This is a genomic window from Ilumatobacter nonamiensis YM16-303 (assembly GCF_000350145.1).
Classification (GTDB): domain Bacteria; phylum Actinomycetota; class Acidimicrobiia; order Acidimicrobiales; family Ilumatobacteraceae; genus Ilumatobacter_A; species Ilumatobacter_A nonamiensis.
Map to the genome: position 1 here is coordinate 1 of NZ_BAOL01000140.1, position 11,898 is coordinate 11,898.

General features: G+C 67.3%; 10 protein-coding genes. 5 read left to right on the forward strand and 5 right to left on the reverse strand.

Annotated features, from left to right (window positions below; translation table 11 throughout):
* A partial coding sequence (locus ON45_RS13120; RefSeq protein ID WP_040494444.1) for a leucyl aminopeptidase family protein occupies positions 1-1,213 on the forward strand: 1,213 nt, incomplete at its 5' end.
* A gap of 19 nt (positions 1,214-1,232) precedes the next feature.
* Here ON45_RS13120 and ON45_RS13125 read toward each other — a convergent pair.
* Positions 1,233-1,928 carry a hypothetical protein gene (locus ON45_RS13125; RefSeq protein ID WP_040494445.1) on the reverse strand — a complete coding sequence of 232 codons (696 nt, stop codon included), beginning with the start codon at positions 1,926-1,928 and terminating at the stop codon, positions 1,233-1,235.
* Between the two features lie 136 nt (positions 1,929-2,064).
* On the opposite strand from ON45_RS13125, the gene ON45_RS13130 reads away from it, so the two are divergent.
* Positions 2,065-3,297 carry a DUF3048 domain-containing protein gene (locus tag ON45_RS13130; protein WP_040494446.1) on the forward strand — a complete coding sequence of 411 codons (1,233 nt, stop codon included), beginning with the start codon at positions 2,065-2,067 and terminating at the stop codon, positions 3,295-3,297.
* 21 nt (positions 3,298-3,318) lie between these two features.
* Here the strand turns inward: ON45_RS13130 and ON45_RS13135 are convergent, their stop codons facing one another.
* Positions 3,319-4,680, reverse strand: a complete 1,362-nt coding sequence (locus ON45_RS13135; protein ID WP_051063023.1) for a sensor histidine kinase — start codon at positions 4,678-4,680, stop codon at positions 3,319-3,321.
* Positions 4,677-5,354, reverse strand: coding sequence for a response regulator transcription factor (locus ON45_RS13140; protein ID WP_040494447.1), 678 nt, complete (start codon positions 5,352-5,354; stop codon positions 4,677-4,679). The genes ON45_RS13135 and ON45_RS13140 overlap by 4 nt, the downstream gene beginning before the upstream one ends.
* 141 nt (positions 5,355-5,495) lie before the next feature.
* On the opposite strand from ON45_RS13140, the gene ON45_RS13145 reads away from it, so the two are divergent.
* On the forward strand, positions 5,496-6,713 hold the full coding sequence (locus ON45_RS13145) for a S1C family serine protease (protein WP_148288677.1): 1,218 nt from the start codon (positions 5,496-5,498) through the stop codon (positions 6,711-6,713).
* Between the two features lie 92 nt (positions 6,714-6,805).
* Here the strand turns inward: ON45_RS13145 and ON45_RS13150 are convergent, their stop codons facing one another.
* Both ON45_RS13150 and ON45_RS13155 read right to left on the reverse strand, forming a co-directional pair.
* Positions 6,806-8,383 (reverse strand): peptide chain release factor 3, encoded by a 1,578-nt coding sequence (locus ON45_RS13150; RefSeq protein ID WP_206537695.1) that lies wholly within the window; start codon positions 8,381-8,383, stop codon positions 6,806-6,808.
* Between the two features lie 65 nt (positions 8,384-8,448).
* A complete protein-coding gene (locus tag ON45_RS13155) occupies positions 8,449-9,195 on the reverse strand; it encodes a hypothetical protein (RefSeq protein ID WP_148288678.1) in 747 nt (248 codons plus the stop codon).
* Positions 9,196-9,283: 88 nt separating this feature from the next.
* On the opposite strand from ON45_RS13155, the gene ON45_RS13160 reads away from it, so the two are divergent.
* The gene (locus tag ON45_RS13160; RefSeq protein ID WP_040494450.1) at positions 9,284-10,870 is read left to right on the forward strand and encodes a long-chain-fatty-acid--CoA ligase; all 1,587 of its coding nucleotides are present in this window, start codon (positions 9,284-9,286) and stop codon (positions 10,868-10,870) included.
* A gap of 121 nt (positions 10,871-10,991) precedes the next feature.
* A partial coding sequence (locus ON45_RS13165) for a GTP-binding protein (protein WP_040494451.1) occupies positions 10,992-11,898 on the forward strand: 907 nt, incomplete at its 3' end.

The following is an 11,898-nucleotide window of genomic DNA, read 5'->3' on the forward strand; positions in this document are numbered from 1 at the left end:
GTTCGCGCGAGCGGCGTCGAAGTTCGAGCGGCTCGCCACCACGCTCGCTGACGTCGATGGCGTCGATGCCGAAGCAGCGGGCCAGGCGGTCGTCGAGGGCGTGCTCCTCGCGTCCTATCGCTACGTCGGACTGAAGAACGACGAGAGCTCGGCCGCAAAGCTCGCCGACCTGACCGTGGTGGCGAAGTCGAAGCGGGCGAAGGCTGTCGAGCGCGGGGCCGAGACCGGCCGCGTGGTCGCCGGAGCGGCAGCGTTCGCTCGTGAACTCGCGAACATGCCGCCGACGTACCTCAACGCGAAGGACATCGCGGCGAAGGCGATCGAACTCGGACCCGATGCCGGGCTCGAGGTCGAGGTGTTCGACAAGGACGATCTCGCGGCGATGGGCTGCGGCGGAATGCTCGGAGTCAACCGCGGCTCGACCGAGCCGCCACGAATGGTCAAGCTCACCTATGCACCGCGCAACGCAACCGGCCACCTCGCCATGGTCGGCAAGGGGATCATGTACGACTCCGGCGGCATCAGCATCAAGGGCAGCGATGCCTTTCACCAGGTGATGAAGATGGACATGTCGGGCGCAGCGGCCGTGTTGTCGGCGATGTCGTCGCTGAAGGCGCTCGGCTGTCGCACGAAGGTCACCGCGTTCTTGATGTGCACCGACAACATGCCGTCCGGCTCGGCGCTGAAGCTCGGCGACGTGCTCACGATGCGCAACGGCAAGACCGTCGAGATCCACAACACCGACGCCGAGGGACGCCTCGTGCTCGCTGACGGTTTGTCGCTCGCCGTCGAGGAGGAGCCCGACGCGATCGTCGACATCGCCACGCTCACCGGAGCGGTCCTCGGAGCGTTGGGACCCGACATCGCCGGACTGCTGGGTACGAACGAAGGCTGGACCGACACCGTCAAGGCGGCGAGCGAGAAGGTCGATGAGCCCACCTGGCAACTGCCGCTGGAAAAGAAGCGGTATCGCAAGCTGCTGGACTCGGTCGTCGCCGACATGAAGAACATCGGCGGCCCGTATGCCGGCACGATCACGGCATCGATCTTCCTCTCCGAGTTCACCGGCGACGTCCCGTACGCGCACCTGGACATCGCCGGGCCGATGAAGGTCGACGGCGACCAAGGGATCTACGCGAAGGGCGCGACCGGATTCGGAACCCGTCTCCTGATCGATCTCGCCTGCAACTTCGAGGCTCCGACCACCGCCTGACCGCGGGCCTGTCCCGCGATCACAACTGACCGGCATTGTCGGCGACCTGGGCAGCGACGACCTCGCCGACGCCGAGTGCAACCAGATGGTGCTCGATGAGGGTGGAGTCGTCACCGGATTCCAGCATCGCGAGCGCCAGGCGGTGGGCGCGGCTGAACTCGTCGAGGTTCACCGTCGTCGACGTCCAGGCGTCGTGCGCGGATTGGACGGCGTCGGGCATCCGGCGCAGGTGCCGGTACGCAACGGCGGGAACCCGCCGCCGCACCGCGAGTCCGTCGCTGGTCTGGTGGGCGAGCCCGAACATCGTGCACCGCTGCAACGCCTTGGAGAACGGTGAGGACCGACCGGTCGTGTAGGACATCCCCATCGTCTGCGCGGTGAGGCAGAGATCGATCTCGTAGCCGTCCGGATGTTGCTCGAGCCCGCCGACGAGTCGGCGGAGCAGCCAGGTCGCGGTCGGCCCGAGAACTCCCAACCAGAAGGTCTCGACGTATCTCGACCGAGGATCGTGGCCGGTTTCGTCGACGAGGGGATCGATCCATGCCCTGATCATCAGCCGCGCCGATCGGTCGGGCTCCGCCTCGTCCGACGCCGTGGTGTGGTCGACCGTCGGAGGGGGAGCGCGGCGGGGCGGTGGCGGCGGAATCGGGCGCGTCCGCCGCGCCTGCCTCGGTGCCTCGCGGTCGGTACCTGCGTCGTGGTGGATGTGGGTCACGGTGGACCTCCGTCGGTGCGGTGACACGGCGGGGAAAGTCGGCACTCGGACACGGGGTCGTGGGTGCGCTGGACCGGAAATCGAATCGTGTCGAGGTCCGCGGACGCCGTGACGGGCATCAGTAGCGTCGCGACCCGTGGCTGAGAACTCCGACACGAATGTGCGGCTCGACCCGAGCGTCTACCGGCGTCGCAGGATCGGCGTGCTCGCCGGTTCACTCGCCGCGGTCGGCCTGACGGTCGGCCTGGTCCTCACCGTTGCCGGAGGGGACGGATCGGACTATCTGGGAACGGTCGACTCGACGTCGCCGACGACCACGACGACGACCATCCCGGCATCGACCAGCACCACCAGTACGTCGACGCCGTCATCGACCACCGTTGCACCGGCGCCGACGACCGCTGCGACGACCACGACGACGCTTCCACCTCCGACGACCGTGCTGGTCGACGGCGTCCCCGTGTGGCCTCCGTACGACATCCTCCCGCCGCTCGACGGCATCGCCGCGCTCACCGGCCTCCCCGCAGGCGACGAGATCACCCGACGTCCGATCCTGGCCGCCAAGATCGACAACCACGCTCGGGGCCGTCCGCAGTGGGGACTCGACGAAGCGGACGCGATCATCGAGGAGAACGTCGAAGGCGTGACCCGATTCATCGGGCTCTTCCACTCCGAACTGCCCGATCGAGCCGGCCCGATCCGTTCCGCGCGCACCGGTGATCTCGATCTGTTCGCCGCGATGAATCGCCCGGTGCTCGTGTGGTCAGGCGGAAACGCGGGCGTCACCCGCTGGATCGGATCGGCCGCCGAGTCACGTCTGCTCGTCGACTTCACGGCGCTCCGCAACCCGTGTTACGAACGCAGCTCGAGCCGGGGTGCGCCGCACAATCTGCTCGTCGACCCGGAGTGCGCGGTGAACACTGCGTCCGAGCCCGGGCCCGCACGCCACCTGTGGTCGATCGACGGGGACTGGGAGCCGGCAACCGGCGTCGGCGCGACCGCCGACTCGACGTTCGACATCCAGATGGACGGTGTCTTGGTGACGTGGGAGTGGGTCCCCGGATACAACGTCTACGTCAGGTTCCAGAACGGGCAACCGCACCAGGCGACGTCGGGGAATCCGATCGCGATGAGCAACGTCGTCGAGTTGTACACCGCGCATCCGCCGTCGCCCGTCGATGCTCGGTCGCCGAACCCGGTCACGGTCGGGTCCGGTCGAGCCGTGATCCATCGCGACGGCGTGGCGATCGAAGCGGAGTGGAGTCGCGCTCTGCCGTACGACCCGTTCTCGTTCACCGACGCGACGACGGGAGCCGCCGTCCCGCTGAACCAGGGGCGGACGTTCATCGAATTGGTCCGCGCGTCGTAGCACGCCGGTCGCTCCGGCGGTTCAGTCGGTGGCGTCGTGGCGGGCATCGGGGAGCGTCACCGTGATGCGGGCACCACCGAGACGCCGACTCGTCGACACGGAAACCGTCCCGTCGTGACGGCGCACGAGATCGCCGACGATCGACAGACCGAGGCCGAAACCTCCGTCGCGTCGCGAGCGTGAGTCGTCGAGACGGACGAACCGCTCGAAGACGCGATCGCGGTCGGCGGCGGCGATCCCCGGCCCGTCGTCGTCGATCGCCATCACGACGACACCATCGGAACTGGCGACCTCGATGGCCACCGCGGTCTCGGCATGGCGCTGCGCGTTGTCGAGCAGGTTGCGCACGACTCGGCGCAGTTGCTCGGGGTCGCCGCGCACCTGGCCCGCGGAGACTTCCGCGAGATCGATCGTCGTGGTCGTCGGAAGTCGGCCGACCTCGTCGAGTGCGATGTCATCGAGGTCGACGAGCGTCCAGGCGTCACGCCCCTCGGTTCCGCCGTCGGTCCGCGCGATCACGAGGAGATCGTCGACGAGACGTTCCATCCGATCGTTCTCCTCGAGCACGTTGGTGGACACGTCGTTCCAGTTCGGTGACTCGGCGGCACGCGCGACGTCGAGGGCGTGGCGGACCACGGCGATCGGCGTCCGCAACTCGTGCGATGCCGCCGACACGAAATCGCGCTGCGCGCGTGTGCCCGCTTCGAGGCGCCCCAGCATCTCGTTCATCGTGTCGGCCAACATGCGGATCTCGTCGTCGGTCGTCGGTTGGGAGACCCGACGGTCGAGGTCGGTCACGCTGATCTCGGCGACTTCGGCACGCATCGAGTCGACCGGTCGGAGTGCTCGCCCGACCACGACCCATGTCGCCGCGCCGGCGAGCGCGGTGAGCGCCGCGCCGCTGATGAGCAGCGCCCAGACGGTGACCCGGAGCGTGCGTTCGAGGTCGGCGAGAGTGGTCCCGACCGCGATGGTGACCGGTCCGGCCCGGGTGCCCTGCTCGGTCACCAGGATCCGGAAGTCCTCGGCGTCTCCCGATGTCTGGCGAACGGTGATCTGCGACGTGTCGGTCACCATGTCGATCGGGGGCTGTCCGCGCACGTTCGTACTCGACGCGATCACCTCACCGTCGAGGATCATCTGAGCGAACGAGGTCCCGTCGTCGGGGATGGTGATGTCGCGTGGGGCGACGCCGCTGACCGCGAGCGCTCCGAGGTCGGCGGCGCGCAACTCGAGCGATGTGTCGACGTTGTCGATCATCGTGCGGCGGAGGATCGAGTGCAGCGCGAAACCAGAGACGACGAGGGTGATCGCGAAGAGCAGCGCGACGAAGATCGTCGTGCGCCCGCGGACCGACGAGGTCAACTTGGCCCGGCGGTTCACTCGCCGCCCTCGCGTAGGCGGTACCCGGCGCCGCGAACCGTTTCGATCGACGCGGTGCCGAACGGTTCGTCGATCTTCTTGCGAAGGTGCCCGACGTACACCTCGACGATGTTCGCGTCGCCCGCGAAGTCGACGTCCCAGACGTGGTCGAGGATGTCCTGCTTCGACAGGACCGATCCGGCGTTGCTCATCAGGTACTCGAGCACGGCGAACTCGCGGGCGGTGAGTTCGATCGGGGTGTCAGCGCGTCGACACGACCGACGTCCCGGATCGAGGACCAGATCGCCCGCGGTCAGGATCGTCGGCCGGACGTCGGCGCCGCGTCGCAGCAGCGAACGGATCCGTGCGACGAGCACCACGTGGGAGAACGGCTTGCGGAGATAGTCGTCGGCGCCGGTGTCGAGCGCTTCGGCTTCATCGAGGTCGCCGTCCTTGGCGGTGAGCATGAGAATCGGGGTCCAGATGTCCTGCTCGCGAAGTGTGCGGCAGATGACGAAGCCGTTCACGCCCGGCAACATGATGTCGAGCACGATCGCGTCGTAGGTGTGTGTGGTCGCCATCCACAGCCCGTCGTTGCCGTCGTTCGCGACATCGACGGCGAATCCGTCCGCCGTCAAGCCGTCGTGCAGCGAGTTCGCCAGTTTCACCTCGTCCTCGACGACCAACAGCCTCATCGGCGTCAGTCTGCCATCGCCGGTCGTTCGTGAACTCTGAGCATTGCGTCGTTCCTGAAGGCGTCTTCAGCCAGGTTCAGGATCTCTTCAGCCCTCCTTCGCCAGGATCGTCCGTACTTCATTCGAAAGGAATCCCTCGACGTGCCTGACTACACCGCCCCATCCGGCCCACCACGGCCCTCCCCGCAGCAGCCGCCGCAGGAGTGGTGGGACACGCCCACCGCCCCGCAGCCCATGACACATCCTGCGTTGCAGCCGCCGCCGGAGCCGCCCGCCAAGACCAACAAGCGTCGGATCGGCGTGGGGACAGCGGTTGCGCTCGCCGCGGTCGCCGTGGTCGGTGGAACCGTCGGTGGCGCCGTCGCGGGCCGGGCCACGGTTCCCGACGCGGCGCCGGCTGTTGTCGCGGCGCCCGATGTCGAACCGACGTCGCTGGATCAGCCCGTCACGACCACATCGACCGACATCTCCGACCTCGTCGAGACCGCCCTCCCGAGCGTGGTTCGCATCGATGCGGCCACCTCGCTCGGTACGGGCACCGGCACGGGATTCGTCTTGTCCGCCGACGGCCTGATCGCCACGAATGCTCACGTCGTGGGCGATGCCGTGACCGTCACGGTCCAGTTCTCGGACGGCTCGGAGGAGTCGGCGACCGTGCTCGGCACGTCCGGCAGCGACGATCTCGCCGTCATCGAGGTCGAGCGCACCGACCTCGTCCCGGTCGAGTTCGGATCGTCCGCCGATCTCGAAGTCGGCCAGCGGGTCGTCGCGATCGGCAACTCGCTCGGTCTCGACGGGAGCGCCACGGCCACCGATGGCATCGTGTCGGCGCTCGACCGTTCGATCGTCACCAACACCGGCGAGCAGCTCAGCGCGCTGATCCAGACCGACGCCGCGATCAACCCCGGCAACTCGGGTGGTCCGCTGTTCACCCTCGACGGCAAGGTCGTCGGGATCAACTCGGCCGGCTCACCGAGCGCGCAGAACATCGGGTTCGCGATCGCCGCTGACCCGGCACGCGAGATCCTCGATGCGTTGTCGACCGGCGAACCGATCCTCAAGCCGTTCCTCGGCATCAGCTCGTCGCCGGTCACGCCGGAACTCGCCGCTCAGCTCGGGCTCGACGAAGGTGCGACCGGCGCCGTCGTCGTCGAGGTGAACGTCGGTTCGGCAGCCGAGATGGCGGGTCTGCGACCTGGCGACCTGATCACGGCGATCAACGGTGACGACATCGAATCGCCCGACGCGATCGGCGAGGTCATCGCCGTCGGCGATCCGGGCGACGAGATCACCATCGACGTCGAGCGGGCCGGAGAGACGCAGACGATCGACGCAGTGCTCGGTACCCGCCGAGCCTGACCAACCGATTCCCGATCCGGTGACCCGTCCCTCCCCCCGGGGCGGGTCACCTGCGCGTCCGGGAGGAGTTCAGGTGGAAGGCGCCCGGGTGATCAGGCGACGATCTGGTCGAGCGTCAGCTCGGGTTCGTTCTGTTCGATGCGCTGGAGGGCGTACTTGTTCTCGAACAGGGCGACCAAGGCGCCATCGGTGCGCTGCAGGATGCGAACACCCGGCTTCTCGCGCAGCACGGTCGCCGTGTCGGCATCGGTGAGGCGGATCGCCTGGAACGGTGAGCCCGACAGCTCGATCGGAGCGTTGAACTCGACATCGAGACGGTTCGCGAACACGTCGAACTGCAGTTGGCCGACGGCGGCGAGCACCGGTGAGGCTTCGCCCCAGTCGGGGTCGCGCAGCACCTGGACGACGCCCTCCTCACCGAGTTGATCGAGCCCCTTGCGGAATTGTTTGACCTTGCCCGAGTCCTGGGGGCGAGCAGTGGCGAAGACCTCGGGAGCGAATTGCGGCAGCTTGGCGAACTCGACCGGCGGGCCCGTTTCGTCGAAGAGCGTGTCACCGATGTTCAGCCCGGTCGCGTTGACCAGTCCGACGACATCGCCCGGGAAGGCTTCGTCGATCGTCGTGCGCTCCGCCCCGAAGACCGTCGATGCGTACTTGGTGGCGAACGGCTTGCCGGTGCGCTCGCAGGTCATCACCATGCCGCGGTCGAACTTGCCGGAGCAGATGCGGGCGAAGGCGATGCGGTCGCGGTGGTTGCGATCCATGTTCGCCTGCACCTTGAACACGAATGCCGAACACGGCTCGTCGAGGTGGCGGGGCTTGCCGTCGATATCGCTCCGCGGTGTGGGCGGCGGCGCCAGGTCCACGATCGCGTCGAGCAGGTGGCGGACACCGAAGTTGGTGAGTGCCGAGCCGGCGAACACGGGTGTCGACTGGCCGGCGAGGAAGGATTCCAGGTCGACGTTCGCGTCCATCGCCTCGAGCAGTTCGGACTCCTCGGCGCACTTCTCCCAGGCGGCGCCTTCCTCGCTCGCGGCGCGGTCGACGGGGACGTCCTCCTCGGGAGCGATCTGGCTGCCGCGAGCGGTGCGGGTGAAGCGGGTGAACACGTCGGTCCGGCGATCGAGTACGCCGCGGAGGTCACCGTACGAACCGACCGGCCACGTCGCCGGCGTGGGACGCAACCCGATCTGTTCCTCGATCTGGTCGAGCAGCTCCAACGGTTCGAGGCCGGGGCGGTCGAGCTTGTTGAGGAACGTGAGCACCGGAAGCTCGCGCGAACGGCACACCTCGAACAGCTTCAGCGTCTGAGGCTCGATGCCCTTCGCCGCGTCGAGCACCATCACCACGGCATCGACGGCGGAGAGCACCCGGTAGGTGTCCTCGGAGAAGTCGCGGTGGCCGGGCGTGTCGAGCAGGTTGAGTTCGTGACCCCGGTACGGAAAGTTGAGCGCGGTCGACGTGATCGAGATCCCGCGCTTCTGCTCCATGTCCATCCAGTCCGAGGTGGCCGATCGGCGGTCCTCGCGGGCCTTGACCGCACCACCCGACTGGATCGCACCCGCGTAGAGCAGGAACTTCTCGGTCAAGGTCGTTTTGCCCGCGTCAGGGTGCGAGATGATCGCGAACGTCCGCCGACGTTCCGCTTCGTTCAACACCTGAGCAGACACGGCTGACCACGCTATCGCCGCGGGCGGAGCGGACAGCCGGGGGAATCCGGAGCCGGTCTGCGGAGTCAGCCGAAGATCGCGCTCGGATCGATGCTGCAGGTCGGCGCAGCGTTCTCGATCGCTTCGACGAGGTCATCGTTGTCGCGCGCTTCGCGGTCCTCGAGGTCGAGGATCTCGCCCAGCTGCTCGGGGCCGAGGTCGTCGAGCACCGCCTCGCCGAGGCACCGGCGTTGGCCTTCGCCCAGGACGTTGACGCGATACAGCGAACCCAGCCGGATGCCGATCTCGTCCGGTGTCGCCGGAATGGTGGACGTCGTCGTGGTGGTCGCTTCCGGAGTGATGGTGGTGGTCGTGGTGGTGCTGGTGGTGGTGGATGTGGCGGCGGCGAGATCCTCCTCGGCGGCCGCGAGACTTTCCTCCGCGGTCGCCAGATCGGCACGAAGCGAATCGTTCTCGCCCGTCAACTCGTCGACCTCGGACGTGAGTGAATCCACCTCCGACGTGAGCGAATCGACCTCGGAACTCAGCGTGTCGACCTCGCTGCCGGTCGCGTCGAGGTCCGCCGCGGCTGCATCCCCGTCGGCTTGGGCGGAGTCGAGTTCGGCCTCGGCATCGGTCAGCGCCGCCGACGTGTTGTCGAGTTCGTCGCGTGCCTCGTCACGGTCGCTGGTCGCGTCCAGCCAGAGCGCAGCGAGAACGACGGATGCGATCACCGCGAGGACGGCGACGATCGCCAGCAGCACTCGCCCCCGACCCCCGGAGGTCTCGGGGCTCGGAGGGGGTGGCGGAGGAAACGGCGAGGGGTCGGCCACGTCGGCGATCGTAGTATCGGGGCTCACCACGGGGCAGCGTGAGCAGGGCGTTCATGCCTCGCGTTCGTACGGTGACTACGGTCACGTCATGACCGAGAATCAGATCAACAATGTCGCCGGCATCGTTCGGGTGCACGGGCGGAACCGTCCCGACCACACGGCGCTCGTTCTCGACGACCGGCGGATGTCGTGGAGCGAGTTGCTGGAGAGCTCGTCGCGGATGGCGCAGGCGCTGAGCGATGCGGGTGTCGGCGCCGACGATCGCGTCGCGTTCCTCGACAAGAACGGCATCGAGCACTTCGAGGTGTTCTTCGGATCGGCGATGTTGAACGCCGTCGCCGTCGATGTGAACTGGCGTCTCGCCGCGCCCGAGGTGCAGTACATCGTCGATGACTCCGAGGCAAAGGTGCTCGTGGTCGGACCCGACTTCGCTCCGATCCTCGACGAGATCGCCGATCAGCTTCCGAAGGTCCGGAAGTTCGTCGTCATCGGCGGTGGACACGCGAATCACGAGGCCTACGAGGACTGGATCGCCCGGTTCGAGCCCGAGGATCCCGGGATCGAGTCCGGTCCTGATGGAACCGCGTTCCAGCTGTACTCGTCGGGCACGACGGGCCGACCGAAGGGCGTGATGCTGTCGAACACGAACTTCTTCAGCCTGCTTCCGCTGGCGAAGGACATCTGGGAACTCGACGGCGACTCGATCAACTTGACGGCGATGCCGCTCTTCCACATCGGTGGCGGAGGATGGGCGACGGCGGGAATGTACGAGGGCTGCACGTCCGTCATCTTCCGCGAGCTCGATCCCGCCGCATTGATCGAGCTGATCGAGAAGGAGGGAATCACCCATGCGTTCCTCGTCCCCGCGGTCCTGCAGTTCATGCTGATGGTCCCCGGTGTGGAGGAGGCCGACTACTCGAGCCTCAAGGTGTTCGTGTACGGCGCGTCGCCGATCAGCGAGGACGTGCTCGCGAAGTGCGTCGAGATGTTCAAGCCGTGCAAGTTCTGGCAGGCCTACGGGCTGACCGAGACCACGGGTGCCGTCGTCAACCTGCCGCCGGAGGATCACGACCCGACCGGGCCGAACAAGCATCGGCTGCGGTCGTGTGGTGTCGCCGGGCCCGGCGTCGAGCTGCGGATCGTCGGTGACGACGGTGAGTCCGCGCTGCCGGCAGGTGAGGTGGGCGAGATCTGGATCCGTTCGCCTCAGGTGATGAAGGGCTACTGGAACATGCCCGAGGAGACCGCGAACAGCGTCACCGAGGACGGCTGGTTCAAGTCCGGCGATGCCGGATACCTCGACGAGGACGGTTACCTGTTTATCCACGACCGGGTCAAGGACATGATCGTGTCGGGCGGCGAGAACGTCTACCCGGCCGAGGTCGAGAACGTCTTGATGAAGCACGACGCGATCGCCGACGTCGCGGTGATCGGGGTGCCGCACGAGAAGTGGGGCGAAACCGCCAAGGCCGTCGTGGTCGTCGCGGAGGGCGCTTCGGCCGACGAGGACACTGCGGCGGACATCATCGCCTACGCCCGGACCCAACTGGCCGTGTTCAAGTGCCCGACCAGCGTCGACTGGGTCGAAGCACTGCCACGCAACCCCACTGGCAAGATCCTCAAGAAGGATCTGCGCGAGCCGTATTGGGAAGGCATGGACCGCCGCGTCGGCTGAGGTCGGCCGGGGTCAGACCCCCGTTGACACACACCGCCGTCGATCCACGCTGTGCGAACTTGGTGTGAACAGTGACGGGAGGCTCCCACGCAGGGGTGTCGCGCGCCGATAGCGTCGATGCGTGACTTCTTCGGACACCCTCTGCAAGCGCGACGATCTGCGCAACCTCGCCATCGTGGCGCACGTCGACCATGGGAAGACCACGCTCGTCGACTCGATGCTGCACCAGTCGGGCGCATTCCGTGCGAACGAGGACGTCGCCGAGCGGGTCATGGACTCGGGCGACCTCGAGCGGGAGAAGGGGATCACGATCCTCGCCAAGAACACCTCGCTGGTCTGGCGTGACAAGCGCTCCGACACCGACGTCACGCTGAACATCGTCGACACCCCGGGCCACGCCGACTTCGGAGGCGAGGTCGAGCGCGCACTCACGATGGTCGATGGCATCGTCCTGCTGGTCGACGCGGCCGAAGGTCCGCTGCCGCAGACGCGTTTCGTTCTGCGCAAGGCACTGGCCCGACATCTTCCCGTGATCCTCGCGGTGAACAAGATCGACCGTCCGGACGCACGCGTCGAGGAGGTCGTCGACGAGGTCTACGAACTGTTCTTCGACCTCGGCGCCGAGGATCACCACATCGAGTTCCCGATCGTGTACTGCTCCGGCCGTGACGGTTGGTCGACGCAGGATCTCGACGAGGCGAAGGCGATCGTCGCAGGGGAGCGCGAGCGCAGCGACCTCACGACGCTCGGCGAGGTCCTCCTCGACTCGATCCCGGCACCGACGTACCACGAGGGCGCTCCGCTCCAGGCGTGGGTGACCAACCTCGATGCCTCGCCCTACCTCGGGCGCCTCGCTCTGCTCCGGGTGATGGAGGGCACGATCAAGAAGGGCGAATCCGTCGCATGGTGCAAGCGCGACGGCAGCGTGACGCGGGCGAAGATCGCCGAGCTCTTCCTGACCGAGCACCTCACTCGGATCCCGGTCGAGTCGGCCCGTCAGGGCGATCTCGTCGCGGTTGCCGGGATCG